The following is a 20,846-nucleotide window of genomic DNA, read 5'->3' as shown; positions in this document are numbered from 1 at the left end:
TTTCGACTGCGCCGGAAGTGGGGCGAATTATAGACGTCTGGAATCTGCCGTCAACACCTTTTTCATATTTCTGTCATATCGGTCAAAAAACCCCAAAAATGCGAAAGCCGGCCCCGAGGGGCCGGCTTTCTACTTGCATTAAGACAAGCTAGGGAAAGCAAACTGCGACGCTTCATGACTGGCACGTTGCGGCCAACGCTGGGTGATTGCTTTGCGACGGGTATAGAAACGCACCCCATCCGGCCCATAGGCATGCAGGTCGCCAAACAACGAACGCTTCCAGCCACCAAAGCTGTGATACGCCACCGGCACCGGCAGTGGAACGTTCACGCCCACCATGCCCACTTCAATCTCGTCACAGAACAAACGTGCGGCCTCACCATCGCGAGTAAAGATGCAGGTGCCATTGCCATATTCGTGATCGTTGATCAGTTGCATTGCCGCTTCCAGGCTATTCACCCGGACCACGCACAGCACCGGGCCAAAGATCTCTTCCTTGTAGATGCGCATCTCAGGCGTCACACGGTCAAACAGGCTGCCGCCGAGGAAGAAACCCTCCTCATGTCCGGCGACACTCAAGCCACGACCATCAACCACCAACTCAGCACCCGCCGCCACACCGTCATCTATATAGCCACTGACTTTGTCACGTGCTTGCCCCGTCACCAGCGGCCCCATATCCAGGCCGCAGGACGTGCCCGCGCCGATCTTCAGCGCCTTGACCTGCGGCACCAGCTTGGCAATCAACGCATCCGCCACCTGGTCGCCCACGCACACGGCCACCGAGATCGCCATGCAGCGCTCACCGCAAGAACCGTATGCTGCCCCCATCAAGGCACTGACGGCGTTATCCAGGTCCGCATCCGGCATCAGCACCGCATGGTTCTTCGCACCACCCAGCGCCTGAACGCGTTTGCCGCGCTTGGTCGCTTCGGAATAGATGTACTCGGCAATCGGCGTCGAACCCACGAAACTCAACGCTTTCACTTCCGGTGCTTCAATCAGCGCATCCACAGCGCCCTTGTCGCCATGCACCACGCTCAATACGCCTTTAGGCAGACCGGCTTCCTGCAGCAGTTGTGCGATCAACAACGTCGAACTCGGATCACGTTCCGATGGTTTCAGAATGAAACAGTTGCCGCACACGATCGCCAACGGATACATCCACAGCGGCACCATCGCAGGGAAGTTGAACGGCGTAATACCAGCAACTACACCCAGTGGTTGGAAATCCGACCACGCATCGATGTTCGGTCCTACGTTACGGCTGTACTCGCCCTTCAGAATCTCCGGCGCCGAGCACGCGTACTCGACGTTTTCAATGCCGCGCTTCAATTCGCCGGCGGCATCTTCCAAGGTCTTGCCATGCTCTTCGCTGATCAATTGCGAGATACGTGCTTCGTTCTGCTCCAGCAATTGCTTGAAACGAAACATCACCTGCGCACGCTTGGCCGCAGGGGTGTTGCGCCAGGCAGGGAACGCCGCCTTGGCCGAGTCAATTGCCTGCTGGATGGTTTCACGGCTGGCCAACGGCACCTGGTGGATCACCTGGCCGGTGGACGGGTTGTACACGTCGGCACTGCGACCGCTGTCGTTGACCAACTCACCGTTGATCAAATGCTGGATAAGGCTCATGCAGGGCTCCTGAAAAATTGTTCTATATAGAAGGAGAAATCAGTCGATCTTGTTCAGCACTTCGCCGACCGCATCGAAAAGGCGATCCAGGTCCTGCGGCTTGCTGTTGAAGGTTGGGCCGAACTGCAGGGTGTCGCCACCAAAACGCACGTAGAACCCGGCTTTCCACAAGGCCATGCCGGCCTCGAATGGACGCACGATCGCATCGCCGTCACGCGGAGCAATCTGGATCGCGCCGGCCAGGCCGTAGTTACGGATATCAATGACGTTCTTGCTGCCCTTCAGGCCGTGCAGCGCATTTTCAAAGTGCGGTGCGACTTCGGCTACGCTCTGCACCAGGTTTTCCTTCTGCAGCAGGTCCAATGCCGCCAGCCCGGCCGCGCAAGCGACCGGATGCGCCGAGTAGGTGTAGCCGTGGGGGAATTCCACCGCGTACTCAGGCGTCGGCTGGTTCATGAACGTCTGATAGATCTCGCTGCTGGCAATCACCGCGCCCATCGGGATCGCGCCGTTGGTGACTTGCTTGGCGATGCACATCAGGTCCGGGGTCACGCCGAAACTGTCGGCACCGAACATCGAGCCAGTACGACCGAAACCGGTGATCACTTCGTCGAACACCAACAGGATGTTGTGCTGATCGCAGATCTCACGCAGACGCTTGAGGTAACCCTGTGGAGGCACCAACACGCCGGCCGAACCGGCCATCGGCTCAACAAACACGGCGGCGATGTTCGACGCGTCATGCAGCTCGATCAACTTGAGCAGTTCATCGGCCAGCGCAATACCGCCCTGCTCCGGCATGCCACGGGAGAATGCATTGCTCGCCAACAAGGTATGCGGCAGATGGTCAACATCCATCATCGCCTGACCAAACATCTTACGGTTGCCGTTGACGCCGCCCAGGCTGGTACCGGCGATGTTCACTCCGTGATAACCCCGGGCACGGCCAATCATCTTGGTCTTGGTGGCCTGACCTTTTAGACGCCAGTAAGCACGCACCATCTTCACCGCCGTATCGGCGCACTCGGAGCCGGAGTCAGTGAAGAACACATGGTTCAGATTGCCAGGGGTCAGGTCGGTGATCTTTTCCGCCAATTGGAAGGACAATGGATGACCGTATTGAAAGCCCGGCGAGTAGTCCAGCGTGCCCAATTGTTTGGCCACCGCTTCCTGGATTTCCTTGCGGGTATGCCCGGCGCCGCAGGTCCACAGGCCCGACAACGAGTCGTACACTTTGCGACCCTTGTCATCAGTCAACCAGCTACCTTCGGCCGCCACGATCAGGCGCGGGTCACGCTGGAAGTTACGGTTGGCGGTGTACGGCATCCAGTGCGCGTCCAGCTTCAATTGGCTGGCCAGGGACGAAGGGGCGTTTTCGGGCATGTTCATCAGCAAAACCTCGCAAGGCAAAAGGCAGCGTCGGGATTGAAAAGCGTTCTTGCAGCTAAGTTGCCACGGGGATAAAGTCGGTGAAATCCAACTTTTCTAACCTTCAGTCAGGCCTCTACTAAACTATGAGCATCCGTCGACCCGATCCGCTGGCCCAAGTCAGCGACTTCGATATTCGCCTGCTGCGCATCTTTCGCAGTGTGGTGGAGTGCGGAGGCTTCTCGGCGGCGGAGACTGTGCTCGGCATCGGGCGCTCGGCCATCAGCCAGCAGATGAGCGACCTGGAACAACGCCTGGGATTACGCCTGTGCCAGCGCGGGCGCGCCGGATTCTCCCTGACCGAAGAAGGCCGCGAGGTCTATCAGTCGGCGCTGCAACTATTGAGTGCCCTGGAAAGCTTTCGCACCGAGGTCAACGGCCTGCACCAGCATTTGCGCGGCGAGTTGATCATCGGCCTCACCGACAACCTCGTCACCCTGCCCCACATGCGCATCACCCACGCACTTGCACAGCTGAAGGAGCGCGGCCCGGATGTGCAGATCCAAATTCGCATGATCGCCCCCAACGAAGTCGAACAAGGCGTACTCGATGGACGCCTACATGTGGGGGTCGTGCCCCAGGCCAGCGCCCTATCGGGGTTGGAATACCAGCCGCTGTACAGCGAACGCTCATTGCTCTACTGCGCCGTTGGCCACCCGCTGTTCTATGCCGACAATAAACAGCTGGACGATGCCCGCGTTGATGCCCAGGACGCCATCGCCCCGACCTTCCGCCTGCCTGCCGAGATCCAGGCCCACTACCAGGCGCTCAACTGCACCGCCAGCGCTTCCGACCGTGAAGGCATGGCGTTCCTGATTCTCACCGGCCGCTACATCGGCTACCTGCCCGACCACTACGCCAGCCTGTGGGTGCAACAAGGCCGCCTGCGAGCGCTGAAACCCGCTACACGTTTTTACGATTTAAGCCTCGCATCGGTCACGCGCAAGGGACGCCGCCCTCATTTGGTGCTGGAAAGCTTTCTGGAAAGTCTCGCGGCTACCCGCTAACTCGGCTCCAAGCCAAAAAGCTGAGCAGTTGGACAGTTTTTTGCAGAAGCACAAGGACCTTGAACCGTCCGACGCGAGTTTGCCCACCATGCCACCAGAATCCACCAGCCCCAGCGACCTGATCTACGGCCTCAACGATCGCCCGAAACCCGCCCCTGCCTTTCTCGCCGCACTGCAACATGTACTCGCCGCATTTGTCGGCATCATCACCCCGCCGCTGATCATCGGTTCCACCCTGGGCCTGGCCGATCATTTGCCCTATCTGGTCAGCATGGCGTTGATGGTTTCCGGTGTAGGTACCTTCATCCAGGCGCGTAGGCCATTTGGCATCGGTGCCGGGATGATCTGTTTGCAAGGCACCAGCTTTGCGTTTCTCGGCGCGGTACTGTCGGCGGGATTCCTGGTGAAGCAACGCGGTGGCAGTCCGGAAGACATCATGGCGATGATCTTCGGCGTGTGCTTTTTCGGCGCCGTGGTGCAGATCGTGCTGAGCCGCTTTATCGGACAGCTGCGCCGAGTCATCACGCCTTTGGTTACCGGGATTGTCATCACCCTGATCGGCATCAGTTTGATCAAGGTGGGTATCACTGACCTCGGCGGCGGTTTCAACGCCCCCGACTTCGGCGCCCCCACCAATCTGGCATTGGGCCTGTTCGTCGTACTGACGATCATTCTGCTCAACCGCTGCAACACACCTTGGGTACGCCTCTCGGCAATCATCATCGGCTTGGCCCTCGGCAGTCTTGCAGCCTGGTTCAGCGGCAAGCTCGTGCCTCAAGCCCTCCCCGACCTGCCCCTGATCAGCCTGCCGGTCCCATTCCGCTTCGGTTTCAACTTCGACTGGAGCGCTTTCCTGCCGATTGCGCTGATTTATCTGATCAGCAGCATCGAAACCGTCGGCGATCTCACCGCCAACTGCATGATCGCCCGCCAGCCCATCAGCGGCCCTTCTTATATAAGCCGGCTTAAAAGTGGCGTTCTCGGCGATGGCGTGAGCTGCATGATCGCCGCCACCTTCAGCGCCTTCCCCAATACCACCTTCGCGCAGAACAACGGCGTGATCCAACTGACCGGTGTAGCCAGCCGTTACGTCGGCTTATATATCGGCGCGCTGTTGTTTTGCCTCGGCTTGTTTCCAATGATTGGCGCGGTGCTGCAGCAAATCCCCAAGCCGGTATTGGGCGGCGCCACCCTGGTGATGTTCGGCAGCGTGGCCGCCGCCGGCGTGCGCATCCTCGCCCAGGCGCCCCTGGACCGGCGCAGCATGCTGATCATCGCCACTTCGTTCGGCGTTGGCCTGGGTATCGCCGCCCAACCGAACCTGCTGCACCTCATGCCGACGCTGGTACAGAATCTGTTCGACTCCGCCATCACCAGCGGCGGGCTGACCGCCATTGTGTTGTGCCTGTTATTGCCCGAAGCCGGAACAACCGAGACCGCCGAAAACCACACACCGGAAAGCGACACACTGGAACCGCTTTGACGGTTTTATTGCATCAGGACTTGTCTGAGGCTTGAGGGTGGGTTATCTGTGCACACGTCGTCTCTATCGATCAGCACGGAAACCTCCATGAGCCTCGAAGTTCCTGCCCACAGCAATCACGCCGGTAAGCCCGCCAGCCGCATTCGGCAAAAGAACGAACAAGCGATACTCCAGGCTGCTGAAGATGAGTTCGCGCGCCATGGCTACAAAGGCACCAGCATGAACACCATTGCTGCCAGCGCCGGGCTGCCCAAGGCTAACCTGCATTACTACTTCACCAACAAGCTGGGCCTGTATATTGCGGTGCTCAGTAACATCCTCGAACTGTGGGACAGCACCTTCAACACCCTGACCGCCGAGGATGACCCTGCCGTAGCACTCACCCGCTACATCCGCACCAAGATGGAGTTCTCGCGGCGCCAACCCCAGGCCTCGCGGATTTTCGCGATGGAGATCATCAGCGGTGGCGAATGCCTTACCGAGTATTTCAGCCAGGATTACCGTGCCTGGTTCAGTGGCCGTGCGGCGGTGTTCCAGGCCTGGATCGACGCAGGCAAGATGGACCCGATCGACCCGGTGCACCTGATCTTCCTGCTGTGGGGCAGCACCCAGCACTACGCCGATTTCGCCACCCAGATCTGCCGCGTCACCGGTCGCACCAAGCTGACCAAGCAGGATATGGAAGACGCTGGCACTAACCTGATTCACATCATTCTCAAGGGGTGCGGCATCAAGCCGGCCCCGTAGACGAAGCGACTTATGCCTTTCACGCTCACCGGCCTTTGCGAGTTTCGCGAAGAAATACGCAAAAGCCGCTTTATTACCCTCGCGGCTCCCATCACCAGCCCGCAGGACGCACAGGCGTTTTTCGAGCAGCACAGCGACTTGAATGCCACACACAACTGCTGGGCCTGGAAGCTCGCCGACCAATATCGCAGCCATGACGACGGCGAACCCGGCGGCACCGCTGGCCGGCCAATACTGGCAGCCATCGAGGCACAGGGCTTTGATCAGGTCGCGGTGCTGGTGATTCGCTGGTACGGCGGCATCCAGTTGGGCACCGGCGGTCTGGCCCGAGCCTACGGCGGTGGCGCCAATAAATGCCTGCAGACGGCCGAACGCATCGAACTGATAAGCCGCGTGCCTTTGAGTTGCGCTTGCGGTTTCGCCGAGCTGAACCTGGTGAAGCTGCGCGTTGCTGACCTCGGTGGACTGGTGGTTGAAGAAACCTTCACCGCCAACGGCGTCGAGTTGCAGCTCGCCTTGGGCGAAGCACATATTGACACCCTGCAGATTCAACTCGCCGACCTCAGCCGTGGGCGTATCCTGCTACAACGCTGAACACCCTGAACCGCGACTCTTAAAGGAAGCTTTTCATGTCTACGCCAAAAACCGCATTGATCATCGGCGCCTCCCGTGGGCTGGGCCTTGGCCTGGTCAAGCAACTGCTCCAGCAAGGCTGGGACGTGACCGCCACCGTGCGTGATCCAAGCAAGGCCGACGCCCTGAAGGCCGTGGGCCCGGTACAGATCGAGAAGCTCGACATGGACGATCAACAAGCCGTGATCGCCCTGAACCAACGCCTGAAAGAACGCACCTTCGACCTGCTGTTCGTCAACGCCGGCGTCAAGGGCCCCGCCAATCAGGAGCCGGGCCACGCCACGTTGGCAGAAGTCGGCCAACTGTTCTTCACCAACGCCGTAGCACCGATCAACCTGGCCCAGCGCTTTGTCGGGCAAATCCGCAAGGACACGGGCGTGCTGGCCTTCATGAGTTCGGTACTGGGCAGTGTGACCATCCCCGACGGCTCTGACCTCGCCTTGTACAAAGCCAGCAAAGCGGCACTCAATTCCATGACCAACAGCTTCATCACCCAACTGGGCGATCACACGTTGACCGTGCTCTCATTGCACCCGGGCTGGGTGAAGACCGACATGGGCGGCGAAAACGCGCACATCGACGTCGACACCAGCGTACGCGGCCTGGTGGAACAGGTGAACGCCTACACTGGCAAAGGCGGCCATCACTTCATCGATTACAAAGGCGACACCATCGCCTGGTAAATGCCCGTACGCTGTAGGAGCGGTCTTGCCCGCGATGGTCTCAAGGGCATCGTGCTCCTACAGATAGACCCGAACATGGACTACAAGTAAACTTTGCACCTCGCCTTCACCGGCGACCCTGGATCAGCAGACAGGGCAACACTGAGCTGGCAAACCTGAACCCATCATTCAGAGGAGCCGGCCAATGCCTGCGACCCGTATCTGGTTAAAAAACCCCCTCGCGATTTTCACTGCCAACGGCCTCGACGCCCGTGGCGGCCTGGTGCTGCAAGACGGTGTGATCACCGAACTGCTGGCCCAAGGCCAAGAGCCCGCACAGCCCTGCGCCCAAGTGTTCGATGCGCGTGAGCATGTGGTCCTGCCGGGGCTGATCAACACCCACCACCACTTCTATCAAACCCTGACTCGCGCTTGGGCGCCGGTGGTCAATCAGCCATTGTTTCCCTGGTTGAAAACCTTGTACCCGGTTTGGGCGCGGCTCACCCCGGAAAAACTCGGCCTCGCCAGCAAAGTTGCGTTGGCCGAATTGCTGCTCTCGGGCTGCACCACGGCAGCAGACCACCACTACCTGTTCCCCGACGGCCTGGAAAATGCCATCGACGTACAGGTAGAAAGCGTGCGCGAGCTGGGCATGCGCGCCATGCTCACTCGCGGTTCCATGAGTTTGGGTGAAGCCGACGGTGGCCTGCCACCGCAACAGACCGTGCAGCAAGGCCAAGTCATCCTTGAAGACAGCCAGCGCCTGATCCACGAATACCATGAGCGTGGTGACGGCGCGCAGATCCAGATCGCCCTGGCACCCTGCTCACCTTTTTCCGTCACCCCGGAAATCATGGCAGCCAGCGCCGAGCTGGCCAACCGCCTGGATGTGCGCCTGCACACCCACCTGGCGGAAACCCTCGACGAAGAAGACTTCTGCCTGCAGCGCTTCGGCCTGCGCACCGTGGACTACCTCGACAGTGTCGGCTGGCTCGGCCCGCGCACCTGGCTGGCCCATGGCATTCACTTCAACCCGGATGAAATCGAGCGCCTGGGCGCCGCCGGCACCGGTATCTGCCATTGCCCAAGCTCGAACATGCGTCTGGCGTCCGGCATCTGCCCTACGCTGGATCTGCTCGCTGCGGGCGCGCCTATCGGCTTGGGCGTGGACGGTTCAGCCTCCAACGATGCGTCGAACATGATCCTTGAAGCCCGCCAGGCCTTGTACATCCAGCGCCTGCGCTACGGCGCGGAAAAGATTACCCCGGAAGGCGTATTGGGCTGGGCAACCAAAGGGTCGGCGCAGTTGTTGGGCCGTACGGATATCGGTGAATTGGCCGTCGGAAAACAGGCCGATCTGGCGCTGTTCAAGCTCGATGAGCTGCGCTTCTCCGGCAGCCACGATCCGATCTCGGCGCTGCTGTTGTGCGGCGCCGACCGTGCGGACCGGGTGATGATTGCAGGCAAATGGCGCGTCATCGACGGTCAGGTCGAAGGACTGGACCTGCAAGGCTTGATCGCCGATCACACCCAGGCCGCGCGCCAGTTGATCGCCGGCTGATTACAACCCCAGCAGCGACAACATGATAAAGGTCGCAAACAGCACAAAATGGGTCATCCCTTCGATGGCGTTGGTTTCGCCATCGTTGAGGTTGATCGCACTGACAATCAACGTGATAAGCACCATCACGGTCTGTACCGGGGTCATTGCCATCTGGAACGGCTGACCGGTGTAGAGCGCCATCGCCTCCATCACCGGCACCGTCAGGATCACCGTCGACAGCGAAGCACCCAACGCAATATTCACCACCGACTGCATGCGATTAGCCAACGCGGCACGTAACGCCGTCAGGATCTCCGGCGCCGCTGAAATCGCCGCGACCACAATCGCCGTAATCACCGGCGGCGCCCCCGTGCCTTCCAACCCCAGATCCAGCGTCTTGGACATCACCTCGGCCAGTGCGCCGATCACAATCACCCCAAACACCAGAGTGCCAATGGAAAACGCCAGGTTGACCGGCGGCGCCTGCTCTTCTTCCGGCAGTTTCTTGCGGCGTTTTTCCGGGTAGCTGTAGCTGAAGAAATAACTGTGCGGCCCCACCTGCATCCGCAGAAACAGGGTGTACAACACCACCATCGCGCCAATGGTGAAGGCCGAGTAAATTTTCCAGTCGGCCTCGGGGATGAATTCCGGAACGACCATCGACACGCCCATGGCGGTAAGGATCATCACACTGTAGGTGCGTGCCGAATCATCGTTGTAGGACTGCTCGCCATGTTTGATGCCCCCCATCAACGCGGCCAGGCCGAGGATGCCGTTGATATCGAGCATGACCGCCGAATAAATGGTGTCACGCACCAGGGTGGGCGACGGCTCGTTACTCATCATGATCGCCAGGATCACCACTTCCACCAGGACGGCGGCGAGGGTGAGGATCATGGTGCCGTAGGGGTCACCAACTTTTTCCGCCAGTTGCTCGGCATGGTGGGCCACGCGCATCGACGCCACCACGATAAAGCCGATCAACACCACGCCGGCCAGCAACGCCGTGATTTGCCCGCTGTGAAGCATCCAGTGCTCCAACGGGTAGGCGGCGATGGCAGCAATCAGCGCCAGCAGCATAAATTTTTCTTGCTTGAGGGATGTGAGCATTCCGGGCCTTTTAGTGCGGCAAATCAGTCATTGATGGGGTACAGACTGCGTCACGCCGCTAACGTTTCGTTACACCTTAGTTCAAGTGGCCCTTGCGCGAATGCAACGAAAACGATCCTGCTGGTCAGGTTTTGCCGATTATTTCGGCCATGGGCTGTAGAATGCCGCCATTGCACCTGATGAGATTTTAGAAAATGTACGATTGGCTCAACGCCCTGCCCAAGGCTGAACTGCACCTGCACCTGGAAGGCTCGCTGGAGCCTGAGCTGTTGTTCGCCCTGGCCGAGCGCAACAAGATTGCGCTGCCGTGGAACGACGTCGAAACCCTGCGCAAGGCGTACGCCTTCAATAACCTGCAAGAGTTTCTCGACCTGTATTACAAGGGCGCCGATGTGCTGCGCACCTCCCAGGACTTCTACGACCTGACCTGGGCCTACCTGCTGCGCTGCAAAGAGCAGAACGTGATCCACACCGAACCCTTCTTCGATCCACAGACCCACACCGACCGTGGCATTCCGTTCGAAGTGGTGCTCAACGGCATCGCCGCTGCGCTGAAAGATGGCGAGCAGCAACTGGGTATCACCAGCGGCTTGATCCTCAGCTTCCTGCGCCACCTCAGCGAAGCCGAAGCGGAAAAAACCCTGGACCAGGCCTTGCCGTTCCGTGACGCGTTCGTGGCCGTGGGCCTGGACAGCTCGGAAATGGGTCACCCGCCGAGCAAGTTCCAGCGCGTGTTCGATCGTGCTCGCCACGAAGGCTTCCTCACCGTGGCCCACGCCGGCGAAGAAGGCCCGCCCGAGTACATCTGGGAGGCCATCGACCTGCTGAAAATCCAGCGTATCGACCATGGCGTTCGCGCCATCGAAGACGAACGCCTGATGCAGCGCATCATCGACGAGCAGATCCCGCTGACCGTGTGCCCGCTGTCCAACACCAAGCTGTGCGTGTTCGATGACATGGCCCAGCACAACATCCTCGACATGCTCGAGCGTGGCGTGAAGGTCACGGTGAACTCCGATGACCCGGCGTACTTCGGCGGTTATGTGACCGAGAACTTCCATGCGCTGCACACCGCGTTGGGCATGACCCAGGACCAGGCCAAACGCCTGGCGCAGAACAGCCTGGATGCGCGGCTTGTAAAGCCATAACTGAGTCAATAACGATTGGCGATGTCACGCAGACATGGCCAATCGGGTGATTTCCCTGTGTCCTACGGCGTTGACCCGTAAAGCCTGGGACTCATTGATCACACTGATCCAGTTCGACTGCAGAAACAGTTGCAATAACCCCCCGCCCAACGCGCCGCCCAGATGAGGTTGGTGCTGGCTCCAGTCAAAACAATTACACACCAGCGGCGACGCCAGGGCCTGGGTAAAAATCCCCAGGTTTGCCAGGCGCTGCGCGCCCTTGACCGTGACATCGGCACGCTGCTCATGACGTTCTATCCAACCCTCTTCCAGCAGATGCTGATACAACTGCGCGCCCAATTCGCCGCCGAGGTGGCCATGGCACAACCGCGCATGGCGTAACAACGCCGGAGCAACCAGCGCTGGCGGTAGTGCCTCCGGCGCTCTGCGTGCGGCGCACGCCATGGTGGTCCTGGCCAAGGCATCAATAGCGGCGCTGACATCAGGCGCCGCAACACGGAACAAACGCTTGCCACGCCTGGCTTCCACTCGCAACACACCACTTGCCGTCAGTCGCGCCAGATGCGCGTTGGCGGATGTCGGTGACAACCCGGCAAGCGTCGCCAACTCGACGGGTGATTTGGCCGAGCCATCCATCAAGGCCCACAACATGGCGGTACGTTTGGGTTCGGCGAGCAAGCTGGCGATCTGACTGATGCAAAGTGCAGCTTCCATCTTTTCACTCCCTGTCGATTTATTTTTCTGCTGAAGTAGGCCCCAAAGTATAGGGGCGCAAACCGCCGGTTCCACGGCGTCTGACAGCGTAGAGAGGGACAAGATCTGAGTGAAATTTCCTGCTTTGATGGAGTCCGTTACGTTGCACCGGATCGCTCTGGCAATTGGGCGGTCAATGTCGCACAGCGGGACACGAGCATTTCCCGCAACAAGTTAACGGGTTTGCTCAATTGCGCCCGATGGGCACACAGCAGATTGAGCGGCGTGCGCTCGCCACGCAGCTCCGGCAGGATAAGGCGCAAGCGCCCGGCCAACACGTCGGTACTCACATCCAGCCACGACTTGTAGGCAATGCCGACACCCGCCACCGCCCAGCGGCGGACCACATCGGCATCGTCACTGAACCGGTCGCCGGTAACCGTCAGGCTGACTTCACGCTTGCCGTCGTGAAAGGTCCAGTGATCGTGGACCCGGCTGCCGAGCATATACAGCAGGCAATTGTGCTGGGCCAGTTGTCCCAGATGCCGGGGCTCACCATAACGTGCGAGATAGCCGGGAGAGGCACACAACACACGCACATTGTCCGGGGCGACGGGCAGCGCGATAAGGCTGGAGTCTTCAGGTTCACCATAGCGCAGGGCGATATCCACCGGCTGACGGAACAGATCGGCAATCCGATCGCCCAACAATAGCCGTACCGTGAGTTGCGGGTAGTCACGCTGGAATTCATCCAGCCAGGGCAACAGCTGATTGCGCCCGAAATCCGACGGGGCCGACAATTGCAGCACACCACTGACATGGTCCTGCCCGCTGGCCAATAAGCGTCGCCCTTCATCCAGCGAGCTCAAGGCAGCACGGGCATATTCCAGGAAGCCTTCACCTTCAGCGGTCAGGCGCAGGCTGCGAGTGGAGCGTGCCAGCAAACGCGTATTCAGTTGCTGTTCGATACGCTTGAGCGCCGCACTCGCCACCGCTGGCGACAGGTCCATCACCCGTGCCGCAGCCGACAGGCTACCCAGGTCTGCCGCACGTACGAACAACTGCAAATCATCAAAACGCAGCATGCATTACTGTCCATTATCAAAATTTTGTTGAAACAGACTGCTGTTTTAGCCGCTTTTATCTGCGCGGGAAATAGCCAATCATCTACGCATCCCGTTCATCACGTGTCTGGAATTGAATATGCCCACTGCCTTTAACGTCATCGCCACGCTGATCGCCAAACCCGGCCAACAGGCCACCCTGGAAACCTTGCTGCGCGGCCTGTTGGAACCCACTCGCCTGGAAGCCGGTTGCGAGCAGTACGACCTGCACCAGGATCTGCAACACCCCGAAACGTTCTACATGCTCGAGCGCTGGAGCGACGACGCGGCGTTGGCCGACCACGACCAGAGCGCGCATATCCAGAGCTTTCGCGCTAAAGCCGCTGATGTGATCGAACACTTCGAACTCAAGCGTCTGAAATTTCTCGCCTGATCATCACCATTTTTCTGTAGGCGCGAGCTTGCTCGCGAAAATCGTCAACGAAAACGCAGCGTGTCTGGTTTAACGCGGCGCCCTTGAGTGTTTCGCGAGCAAGCTCGCGCCTACAGTCGGTTAACCTTGTTTTCTGGAGACATCATGAAAGCCATTGCCTACTACGCCTCACTGCCGATCAACGATCCAAATGCCCTGCAAGACATCGAACTGCCAGCGCCTGTCGCCGGCCCGCGTGACCTGTTGGTGGAAGTCAAAGCCATCTCGGTCAACCCGGTGGACACCAAGGTTCGCCAGAACGTCGCCCCGGAAAAGGGTGCGGCCAAGGTACTGGGTTGGGACGTGGCCGGTGTGGTCAAGGCCGTCGGCAGCGACGTGACGCTGTTCAAGGCGGGTGACAACGTGTTTTACGCCGGTTCCCTGGTGCGTCCGGGCGGCAACAGCGAACTGCATACCGTGGATGAGCGCATCGTCGGGCATATGCCGAAAAGCCTGGGTTTTGCCGAAGCTGCCGCGTTGCCGCTGACCGCCATCACCGCCTGGGAATTGCTGTTCGAACGCCTGCAAGTGCAGGAAGGTCAACAGGACAACGGCCAGAGCCTGTTGATCGTCGGTGCCGCCGGTGGCGTGGGGTCGATCCTGACTCAACTGGCCAGCCAACTCACCGGGTTGAAAGTGATCGGCACCGCTTCGCGTCCGGAAACACAAGAGTGGACCAAGGCCCTCGGCGCCGACCTGGTGATCGACCACAGCCAACCGCTGAGCGATGCGCTGAAAGCCGCCGGCCATCCGCAGGTGACCCACGTCGCCAGCTTGACCCAGACAGATCATCACCTGGACCAGTTGGTCGAAGCCCTGCAGCCCCAGGGCAAGCTGGCGCTGATTGACGATCCCAAGACGCTGGACGTCAGCAAGCTCAAGCGCAAGAGCCTGTCGCTGCATTGGGAATTCATGTACACGCGCTCGATGTTCGAGACCCCGGACATGATCGAACAGCACAACCTGCTCAACCGAGTGGCCGAACTGATCGACGCCGGCACCCTGAAAACCACGGTGGGTGAGCACTTCGGTGCGATCAATGCCGCGAACCTGCGGCGTGCCCATGCGCTGCTGGAAAGCGGCAAGGCCAAGGGCAAGATCGTGCTGGAAGGCTTCTGAACAACTAGCTGTCAGGGTCGTCCATTATTCATGTGAGTAATGGACGACACCGCTAGTCAGAGAGTTGACCTTTGTCATATTTGTGAGCGTATTCGGGTTTATATTGGCCGCCTTTGCCACGATTCTTTTACGTGAGGAAGTCAGCAATGAAAATCCTGATAAAAGCGTTAGCAAAATCCGCAGGCAATAAATGGCAGGTCCGTCTCGACCAAGACGCTTTCACCTTCCGCACCGAGGCCGAAGCCCGTGCCTTTGCCGACACCCTGCAAGCCCGTATCCAGGCGCCCCACCGTTTTCCGAACAGTCAGCAACGCTCCGCCGCTGGCTGACCCGCTGTTCAGACCTGAGCCTGCAACGCCCGTTTACGTTGCAGGCGCTGGGTAGACATCGCAATCGTCACCGCCAACACACCGCACAAGCTGATGACCATCGCCATCGGCATCGCCGTGCCGTCGTGCAAAACCCCAACCAACGACGCCGCCCCCGCCGCGACGCCAAACTGAATGCAACCGAGCAACGCCGAGGCGCTACCGGCCCGTGCGCCCTGCCCACTCATGGCACAGGCCGAGGTATTCGGCAAAATGCAGCCCAGGCTGGCAATGCAGATAAACAGCGGTACCAGCAATGGCCACAGCGCATCGGTGCGCAACGATGCAATACCGAGCAAGCTCAACGCCGCCAACAGGTAGACCCACACACTGCGCGACAACAGGAACGCCGGGCCGCGTTTGGACAGCAACCGCGCGTTGACCTGCGCCACCAGGATAAAGCCTGCGGCATTGGAACCGAACAGCCAGCCGTAATGCTCAGCCGGCACGCCGTAGAGCTGGATGAAGACGAAAGGTGAACCGGCGATGTAGGCAAACATCCCGGCAATCGAGATACCGCCGGTGAGGGCATAGCCCAGGTAGACCCGGTCCGACAACAACGCCGCATAGCGACGCAGCGACCCGGACAACGGCTGACGCGGCTGATGGGCCGGAAAGGTTTCCGGCAGCCCGACCGCCACGGCGATGGCCGCCATCACGCTGAAGATCGACAGCGCCAGGAAAATCGACTGCCAGCCCCACAGCCCAACCATCAGCCCGCCGGCCAGCGGTGCGAGGATCGGCGCCAGGCCGGTGACCAGCATCAACTGGGAAAACACTTTGGCCGAGCCAACCGCATCGCATTTGTCACTGACCACCGCGCGGGAAATCACCATACCGGCGCAGCCACCGAGGGCCTGCACAAAACGCGCGCCGATCAGCCATTCCAGGGACGGCGCAAAGGCGCAGGCAAAGGACGCAAGGGTAAACAGGGTGACACCACTGAGCAGCGGGCCGCGGCGGCCAAAGCGGTCAGCCAGTGGGCCATAGATCAACTGACCGAGGGCCAGCCCACCGAAATACACCGCCAGGGTCAGCTGGATGTGTTTTTCATCGGTCGCGAAGGCCTTGGCCATGGCCGGAAAGCCGGGCAGGTAAAAATCGATCGCCAATGGCGCGAAGGCGCTCAAGGCACCCAGAATCAGAATTATGCGGAGGTTCATCGGGCACCCAAGTGAGACGGCAGCCCGATAGTCTAGCCGCGCTTGGGCGCATTGAACACGATAGCTCGCTAACTATTTATCCGCGTCAGGCAAGCTTGACGCTGTAGCCCTCTTCGGTGATCGCCTGGATCACTTGTTCGGCAGACAAACGGCTTTCGACGCCCACCTCCTTTGCCGCCAGGTCGACTTTCACACTGGCCGCCGGATCCTGGCTCTGCACTGCCTGGGTCACCGCTCGAACGCAATGGCCGCAGGTCATTCCTTCAACGCTGAATACTTGCATGACATGACTCCTTTGATGAGGTTGGACCCAGTCTCGACCTTGCCACGATGGCAAGGTCAAGTTCTGAAAACATCTGCCGGGCTGGTATTTGGCCGCTTCAAAGGCCAAGCTTCACCCATCTTTGATTCACACCACGGAGCATTCGCCATGCGCTGGTCGTTTTTTGCCCTTGCTGGCCTGATGAGCTTGTCGGCCGCTGCGCCCCAAGCCCTCGCCGCAGAAGACTATGCGGTGCTGATCATTTCCAGGGAACGCCTGGAAGTGCCGACCAACTGCGAAATCGGCCTGTACCTGAATGACCAGCTGGCAGGCCGGCTGTTCCAGGAACAGGCCACTTCGTTCAACCTGCCGGCGGGAAACCTGTCCTTGCGCCTGAAGCTGCTGCCGGGCCAATCGCCTGGCTGCCTGCCGGGGATGCTGGCGCCGCCGGCGCAGAACATTACGCTCAAGGCCGGGGATGTACGCAAACTGCGTATTGCCCAAGGCTCGGATGGCATGTATCTCAAGCCCGCCGCATTGGAATATTAAAGGCGCTTGACCTTCCCCATAGGTCAAGGTTGATCCTAGGGGCAACTTCTCTTGGAGGACTGCCCCATGAATGGATCCACCACCTTTGACCTGCCCATCAGCGGCATGACCTGCGCCAGCTGTGCCGGCCGGGTCGAGCGTGCACTGGGCAAGGTGCCGGGGGTGCAAAGCGTCAGCGTCAACCTGGCCAACGAACGCGCCCAGGTTGAAGTGCTCGGCCAGATGGACCCGGGCGTGCTGATCGCCGCCGTCGACAAAGCCGGCTACACCGCCACCCTCCCCCAGAGCGAAAAGGCCACCGACGCGAATCAAGCCCAGCGCCTGCAACGCGAGCGTTGGTCGCTGCTGCTGGCGATCCTGCTGGCATTGCCGCTGGTGCTGCCGATGCTGGTGGAGCCGTTCGGCCTGCACTGGATGCTGCCCGCCTGGGCACAGTTTGCCCTGGCAACCCCCGTGCAATTCATCTTCGGCGCACGCTTCTATATTGCCGCCTGGAAAGCCGTGCGTGCCGGTGCCGGCAACATGGACCTGCTGGTGGCCATCGGCACCAGTGCCGGTTACGGCCTGAGTATTTATGAATGGCTCACCGCGCACCCCGGCATGGCACCGCACCTGTACTTCGAAGCCTCCGCGGTCGTGATCGCCCTGGTGCTGCTGGGTAAATACCTGGAGAGCCGCGCCAAGCGCCAGACCGCCAGCGCTATCCGCGCCCTGGAAGCCCTGCGTCCGGAGCGGGCGGTTCGGGTGATTGAAGGCCGTGAAGAAGATGTCGCCATCAATGCCCTGAAACTCAATGATCTCGTGCTGGTAAAGCCCGGCGAACGCTTCCCGGTAGACGGTGAAGTGGTCGAAGGACAAAGCCATGCGGACGAAGCCTTGATCAGCGGCGAAAGCCTGCCCGTCCCCAAACAACCCGGCGATAACGTCACCGGCGGCGCCATCAATGGCGAAGGCCGCCTGCTGGTACGCACCCTGGCCCTCGGCGCTGAGAGCGTGTTGGCGCGGATCATCCGCCTGGTTGAAGACGCCCAGGCCGCCAAGGCCCCGATCCAGAAACTGGTGGATAAAGTCAGCCAGGTGTTCGTCCCAGCCGTGTTGGTGCTGGCATTGGTGACATTGGCGGGCTGGTGGCTGTATGGCGCGCCCCTCGAGACCGCGATCATCAATGCCGTCGCCGTGCTGGTGATCGCCTGCCCTTGCGCCCTGGGCCTTGCTACACCCACCGCGATCATGGCCGGTACAGGCGTTGCCGCGCGCCACGGCATCCTGATCAAAGACGCCGAAGCCCTGGAACGCGCCCATGAAGTGAGCGCCGTGGTCTTCGACAAGACCGGCACCCTCACCTCCGGCGCGCCGAAGATCGCCCACCTGACGGCAGTGGATGGCAACGAGGCCTTGTTGCTGCAACAGGCCGGGGCGTTGCAACGCGGCAGCGAACACCCGTTGGCAAAGGCCGTGTTGGATGCCTGCAACGAACAAGGTCTGGCAGTGGCCGACGTGACGGCCAGCCAATCCCTGACCGGGCGCGGCATTGCCGGCACGCTGGATGGCCGGCAATTGGCCTTGGGCAATCGTCGCCTGCTGGAAGAAAGCGGCTTGAGCGCAGGCAATCTGGCCGACTTCGCCAAGGCTTGGGAGGCAGAAGGCCGCACCTTGTCCTGGCTGATCGAGCAAGGCGCACAACCCCGAGTGCTTGGGCTGTTCGCGTTTGGCGATACCCTCAAACCCGGTGCGCTGGAAGCGGTGCAGCAACTCAAGGCCCAGCGCATCAGCAGCCACCTGCTTACCGGTGACAATCGCGGCAGTGCCCGCGTGGTGGGCGAGGCGTTGGGTATCGAAGACGTGCACGCCGAAGTATTGCCCGCCGACAAAGCCGCCACTGTCACGGAGCTGAAAAAGACCGGCGTGGTGGCCATGGTCGGTGACGGCATCAACGATGCCCCGGCCCTGGCCGCTGCCGACATCGGCATCGCCATGGGCGGCGGCACCGACGTGGCCATGCACGCCGCCGGTATCACCCTGATGCGCGGCGATCCGCGCCTGGTGCCGGCCGCGCTGGAGATCAGCCGCAAGACCTACGCAAAGATCCGCCAAAACCTGTTCTGGGCCTTTGTGTATAACCTGATCGGCATCCCCCTGGCGGCGTTCGGCCTGCTCAACCCGGTGCTGGCCGGCGCGGCGATGGCCTTGTCCAGCGTCAGCGTGGTGAGCAATGCGTTACTGTTGAAGACTTGGAAACCGGAGCACCTGGAGGATCAACGCCCATGAACATCGGCCAAGCCGCACGCCAGAGTGGGTTGAGTGCCAAGATGATTCGTTACTACGAATCCATCGGCCTGCTCAAAGCCGCCCATCGCACCGACAGTGGCTACCGCGTGTACGGCCAGGATGACTTGCACACCCTGGCGTTTATCAAGCGCTCGCGGGATCTGGGGTTTTCATTGGAAGAGGTGGGCAAGCTGCTGACCCTGTGGCAGGACCGGCAACGGGCCAGCGCCGATGTGAAGGCCTTGGCACGCCAGCATATCGAGGAGCTGAACCAGAAGATTCTGGAACTGGGGCAACTGCGCGACACTTTGCAGGACCTGGTGGAGCACTGCCAGGGCGATCATCGGCCGGATTGTCCGATTCTCAAGGAGTTGGCGTCCGGTAGCTGCTGCGCCTGATGGAATCTATCTGAATACCGGCGAACCCAATGTGGGAGCGGGCGTGCTCGCGAAAGCGGTGGATCAGTTAGCACACGTATCGACTGACACTCCGCTTTCGCGAGCACGCCCGCTCCCGCATTTTTGCGCTTCAACTACCCAAAGATCATTGCATCCAAGGCGGTGGCGGTTCTTCCGCCTTCTTGCTCTGCGGCGCATCATCCTCCGCCCGAATCGCCTGGCGACGCTCTTCATCCAGCCGCGCCGCTTCGATTTCACGAATCACACCGCCGACATCCGCCAGCTCTTCAGGCTCATCGAACTCGCCGGTCAATACACTGGCCGGGTGCAGGGTCCCGGCTTCGTACAGCGCCCACATTTCCTTGGCGTACTTGGTCTTCTTCAACTCCGGAGCAAAGCGCCCGAAGTAGGAAGCCATGTTGCCCACATCCCGTTCCAGCATGCTGAAAGCGTGGTTATTACCCGCAGCATCTACCGCCTGGGGCAGGTCGATAATCACCGGACCGGTTGGCGTGAGCAGCACGTTGAACTCGGACAGGTCACCGTGCACCAGACCGGTACACAGCATCAGCACGATCTGGGAAATCAGGAAGGCGTGGTATTCGCGCGCCTGGTCCGGCTCCAGTACCACGTCGTTCAGACGCGGTGCCGCATCGCCGTACTCGTCGGCCACCAATTCCATCAGCAATACGCCTTCGAGGAAGTCGAACGGCTGGGGCACGCGAACGCCCGCACCGGCCAGGCGGAACAACGCCGCGACTTCGGCGTTCTGCCAGGCATCTTCGGTTTCTTTCTTGCCGAACTTGGACCCCTTGGCCATGGCCCGGGCCTGCCGGCTGTTACGGACCTTACGGCCCTCCTGGTATTCGGACGCTTGACGAAAACTTCGTTTGTTCGCCTCCTTGTAAACCTTGGCGCAACGCAATTCGTTGCCGCAGCGCACCACATAAACAGCTGCTTCTTTACCACTCATGAGTGGGCGCAGCACTTCGTCGACCAGACCGTCTTCGATCAGGGGTTCAATGCGTTTAGGAGTCTTCATCAGCTTTTATTGTGGGTCCTTTATTACCAAATACGCGTATGGCACTCGTTAT

21 protein-coding genes are annotated in these 20,846 nt (G+C 60.3%); 13 read left to right on the top strand and 8 right to left on the bottom strand.

Features of this window, described 5'->3' with window-relative positions:
- Nucleotides 1-138: 138 nt before the first annotated feature.
- A complete protein-coding gene (locus AC4PS7_RS20630; RefSeq protein ID WP_010213404.1) occupies nt 139-1,635 on the bottom strand; it encodes a CoA-acylating methylmalonate-semialdehyde dehydrogenase in 1,497 nt (498 codons plus the stop codon).
- 39 nt (nt 1,636-1,674) lie between these two features.
- Nucleotides 1,675-3,024, bottom strand: a complete 1,350-nt coding sequence (aptA, locus tag AC4PS7_RS20625) for an omega-aminotransferase AptA (RefSeq protein ID WP_010213406.1) — start codon at nt 3,022-3,024, stop codon at nt 1,675-1,677.
- 125 nt (nt 3,025-3,149) lie between these two features.
- On the opposite strand from aptA, the gene AC4PS7_RS20620 reads away from it, so the two are divergent.
- The 6 genes from AC4PS7_RS20620 to AC4PS7_RS20595 all read left to right on the top strand — a co-directional run bounded on the left by AC4PS7_RS20620 (nt 3,150) and on the right by AC4PS7_RS20595 (nt 9,156).
- Nucleotides 3,150-4,070, top strand: coding sequence for a LysR family transcriptional regulator (locus AC4PS7_RS20620; RefSeq protein ID WP_010213407.1), 921 nt, complete (start codon nt 3,150-3,152; stop codon nt 4,068-4,070).
- Between the two features lie 88 nt (nt 4,071-4,158).
- Entirely contained in the window at nt 4,159-5,553 is a 1,395-nt protein-coding gene (locus AC4PS7_RS20615) for a uracil-xanthine permease family protein (protein ID WP_031291395.1), read from the top strand.
- Between the two features lie 87 nt (nt 5,554-5,640).
- On the top strand, nt 5,641-6,300 hold the full coding sequence (locus AC4PS7_RS20610) for a TetR/AcrR family transcriptional regulator (RefSeq protein ID WP_010213409.1): 660 nt from the start codon (nt 5,641-5,643) through the stop codon (nt 6,298-6,300).
- Nucleotides 6,301-6,312: 12 nt separating this feature from the next.
- A complete protein-coding gene (locus tag AC4PS7_RS20605) occupies nt 6,313-6,894 on the top strand; it encodes an IMPACT family protein (RefSeq protein ID WP_010213410.1) in 582 nt (193 codons plus the stop codon).
- Between the two features lie 35 nt (nt 6,895-6,929).
- Entirely contained in the window at nt 6,930-7,616 is a 687-nt protein-coding gene (locus AC4PS7_RS20600; protein WP_021493190.1) for an SDR family oxidoreductase, read from the top strand.
- 184 nt (nt 7,617-7,800) lie between these two features.
- Nucleotides 7,801-9,156 (top strand): 8-oxoguanine deaminase, encoded by a 1,356-nt coding sequence (locus tag AC4PS7_RS20595; protein ID WP_042570906.1) that lies wholly within the window; start codon nt 7,801-7,803, stop codon nt 9,154-9,156.
- Here AC4PS7_RS20595 and AC4PS7_RS20590 read toward each other — a convergent pair whose 3' ends face one another.
- The gene (locus tag AC4PS7_RS20590) at nt 9,157-10,248 is read right to left on the bottom strand and encodes a calcium:cation antiporter (RefSeq protein ID WP_010213414.1); all 1,092 of its coding nucleotides are present in this window, start codon (nt 10,246-10,248) and stop codon (nt 9,157-9,159) included.
- Between the two features lie 194 nt (nt 10,249-10,442).
- On the opposite strand from AC4PS7_RS20590, the gene AC4PS7_RS20585 reads away from it, so the two are divergent.
- Complete coding sequence (locus tag AC4PS7_RS20585) at nt 10,443-11,396, top strand: adenosine deaminase (protein ID WP_021493192.1); 954 nt, start codon at nt 10,443-10,445, stop codon at nt 11,394-11,396.
- Between the two features lie 24 nt (nt 11,397-11,420).
- On the opposite strand, the gene AC4PS7_RS20580 is transcribed toward AC4PS7_RS20585, so the two are convergent.
- Both AC4PS7_RS20580 and vimR read right to left on the bottom strand, forming a co-directional pair.
- Complete coding sequence (locus tag AC4PS7_RS20580; RefSeq protein WP_010213418.1) at nt 11,421-12,110, bottom strand: ArsR/SmtB family transcription factor; 690 nt, start codon at nt 12,108-12,110, stop codon at nt 11,421-11,423.
- Between the two features lie 137 nt (nt 12,111-12,247).
- Nucleotides 12,248-13,174: a transcription regulator VimR gene (vimR, locus tag AC4PS7_RS20575; protein ID WP_042570904.1), complete on the bottom strand. Its 927-nt coding sequence runs from the start codon at nt 13,172-13,174 to the stop codon at nt 12,248-12,250.
- Nucleotides 13,175-13,292: 118 nt separating this feature from the next.
- Here vimR and AC4PS7_RS20570 point away from each other — a divergent pair, with 118 nt between their 5' ends.
- From AC4PS7_RS20570 to AC4PS7_RS20560, 3 genes are all read left to right on the top strand, one after another.
- Complete coding sequence (locus AC4PS7_RS20570; RefSeq protein ID WP_010213420.1) at nt 13,293-13,586, top strand: putative quinol monooxygenase; 294 nt, start codon at nt 13,293-13,295, stop codon at nt 13,584-13,586.
- A gap of 144 nt (nt 13,587-13,730) precedes the next feature.
- A complete protein-coding gene (locus AC4PS7_RS20565) occupies nt 13,731-14,744 on the top strand; it encodes a zinc-binding alcohol dehydrogenase family protein (RefSeq protein ID WP_010213422.1) in 1,014 nt (337 codons plus the stop codon).
- A gap of 146 nt (nt 14,745-14,890) precedes the next feature.
- On the top strand, nt 14,891-15,073 hold the full coding sequence (locus tag AC4PS7_RS20560) for a hypothetical protein (RefSeq protein WP_010213424.1): 183 nt from the start codon (nt 14,891-14,893) through the stop codon (nt 15,071-15,073).
- Nucleotides 15,074-15,081: 8 nt separating this feature from the next.
- Here the strand turns inward: AC4PS7_RS20560 and AC4PS7_RS20555 are convergent, their stop codons facing one another.
- Both AC4PS7_RS20555 and AC4PS7_RS20550 read right to left on the bottom strand, forming a co-directional pair.
- Nucleotides 15,082-16,275 carry a multidrug effflux MFS transporter gene (locus AC4PS7_RS20555; RefSeq protein ID WP_010213426.1) on the bottom strand — a complete coding sequence of 398 codons (1,194 nt, stop codon included), beginning with the start codon at nt 16,273-16,275 and terminating at the stop codon, nt 15,082-15,084.
- Between the two features lie 85 nt (nt 16,276-16,360).
- Complete coding sequence (locus tag AC4PS7_RS20550) at nt 16,361-16,558, bottom strand: heavy-metal-associated domain-containing protein (RefSeq protein WP_010213427.1); 198 nt, start codon at nt 16,556-16,558, stop codon at nt 16,361-16,363.
- A 147-nt stretch (nt 16,559-16,705) separates the two neighbouring features.
- On the opposite strand from AC4PS7_RS20550, the gene AC4PS7_RS20545 reads away from it, so the two are divergent.
- The 3 genes from AC4PS7_RS20545 to cueR all read left to right on the top strand — a co-directional run bounded on the left by AC4PS7_RS20545 (nt 16,706) and on the right by cueR (nt 19,752).
- Complete coding sequence (locus tag AC4PS7_RS20545; RefSeq protein WP_010213428.1) at nt 16,706-17,086, top strand: hypothetical protein; 381 nt, start codon at nt 16,706-16,708, stop codon at nt 17,084-17,086.
- A gap of 66 nt (nt 17,087-17,152) precedes the next feature.
- The gene (locus tag AC4PS7_RS20540) at nt 17,153-19,354 is read left to right on the top strand and encodes a heavy metal translocating P-type ATPase (protein WP_492179721.1); all 2,202 of its coding nucleotides are present in this window, start codon (nt 17,153-17,155) and stop codon (nt 19,352-19,354) included.
- Nucleotides 19,351-19,752 (top strand): Cu(I)-responsive transcriptional regulator, encoded by a 402-nt coding sequence (cueR, locus tag AC4PS7_RS20535; protein WP_010213432.1) that lies wholly within the window; start codon nt 19,351-19,353, stop codon nt 19,750-19,752. Before AC4PS7_RS20540 ends, cueR begins: the two co-directional genes overlap by 4 nt.
- Before the next feature lie 145 nt (nt 19,753-19,897).
- Here the strand turns inward: cueR and AC4PS7_RS20530 are convergent, their stop codons facing one another.
- Nucleotides 19,898-20,794 carry a PA4780 family RIO1-like protein kinase gene (locus tag AC4PS7_RS20530; protein ID WP_010213433.1) on the bottom strand — a complete coding sequence of 299 codons (897 nt, stop codon included), beginning with the start codon at nt 20,792-20,794 and terminating at the stop codon, nt 19,898-19,900.
- Between the last annotated feature and the right edge of the window lie 52 nt (nt 20,795-20,846).

The organism is Pseudomonas sp. DW-iso3, from assembly GCF_058725305.1.
The sequence above is the reverse complement of the archived record's forward strand: the minus strand, read 5'-3'. Positions and strand labels throughout refer to the sequence as shown.

Bases quoted from the DNA above. Each gene is read 5' to 3' on its own strand.
- AC4PS7_RS20630 (WP_010213404.1), bottom strand. From the start codon at position 1,635: ATGAGCCTTATCCAGCATTTGATCAACGGTGAGTTGGTCAACGACAGC.
- aptA (WP_010213406.1), bottom strand. From the start codon at position 3,024: ATGAACATGCCCGAAAACGCCCCTTCGTCCCTGGCCAGCCAATTGAAG.
- AC4PS7_RS20620 (WP_010213407.1), top strand. From the start codon at position 3,150: ATGAGCATCCGTCGACCCGATCCGCTGGCCCAAGTCAGCGACTTCGAT.
- AC4PS7_RS20615 (WP_031291395.1), top strand. From the start codon at position 4,159: ATGCCACCAGAATCCACCAGCCCCAGCGACCTGATCTACGGCCTCAAC.
- AC4PS7_RS20610 (WP_010213409.1), top strand. From the start codon at position 5,641: ATGAGCCTCGAAGTTCCTGCCCACAGCAATCACGCCGGTAAGCCCGCC.
- AC4PS7_RS20605 (WP_010213410.1), top strand. From the start codon at position 6,313: ATGCCTTTCACGCTCACCGGCCTTTGCGAGTTTCGCGAAGAAATACGC.
- AC4PS7_RS20600 (WP_021493190.1), top strand. From the start codon at position 6,930: ATGTCTACGCCAAAAACCGCATTGATCATCGGCGCCTCCCGTGGGCTG.
- AC4PS7_RS20595 (WP_042570906.1), top strand. From the start codon at position 7,801: ATGCCTGCGACCCGTATCTGGTTAAAAAACCCCCTCGCGATTTTCACT.
- AC4PS7_RS20590 (WP_010213414.1), bottom strand. From the start codon at position 10,248: ATGCTCACATCCCTCAAGCAAGAAAAATTTATGCTGCTGGCGCTGATT.
- AC4PS7_RS20585 (WP_021493192.1), top strand. From the start codon at position 10,443: ATGTACGATTGGCTCAACGCCCTGCCCAAGGCTGAACTGCACCTGCAC.
- AC4PS7_RS20580 (WP_010213418.1), bottom strand. From the start codon at position 12,110: ATGGAAGCTGCACTTTGCATCAGTCAGATCGCCAGCTTGCTCGCCGAA.
- vimR (WP_042570904.1), bottom strand. From the start codon at position 13,174: ATGCTGCGTTTTGATGATTTGCAGTTGTTCGTACGTGCGGCAGACCTG.
- AC4PS7_RS20570 (WP_010213420.1), top strand. From the start codon at position 13,293: ATGCCCACTGCCTTTAACGTCATCGCCACGCTGATCGCCAAACCCGGC.
- AC4PS7_RS20565 (WP_010213422.1), top strand. From the start codon at position 13,731: ATGAAAGCCATTGCCTACTACGCCTCACTGCCGATCAACGATCCAAAT.
- AC4PS7_RS20560 (WP_010213424.1), top strand. From the start codon at position 14,891: ATGAAAATCCTGATAAAAGCGTTAGCAAAATCCGCAGGCAATAAATGG.
- AC4PS7_RS20555 (WP_010213426.1), bottom strand. From the start codon at position 16,275: ATGAACCTCCGCATAATTCTGATTCTGGGTGCCTTGAGCGCCTTCGCG.
- AC4PS7_RS20550 (WP_010213427.1), bottom strand. From the start codon at position 16,558: ATGCAAGTATTCAGCGTTGAAGGAATGACCTGCGGCCATTGCGTTCGA.
- AC4PS7_RS20545 (WP_010213428.1), top strand. From the start codon at position 16,706: ATGCGCTGGTCGTTTTTTGCCCTTGCTGGCCTGATGAGCTTGTCGGCC.
- AC4PS7_RS20540 (WP_492179721.1), top strand. From the start codon at position 17,153: ATGAATGGATCCACCACCTTTGACCTGCCCATCAGCGGCATGACCTGC.
- cueR (WP_010213432.1), top strand. From the start codon at position 19,351: ATGAACATCGGCCAAGCCGCACGCCAGAGTGGGTTGAGTGCCAAGATG.
- AC4PS7_RS20530 (WP_010213433.1), bottom strand. From the start codon at position 20,794: ATGAAGACTCCTAAACGCATTGAACCCCTGATCGAAGACGGTCTGGTC.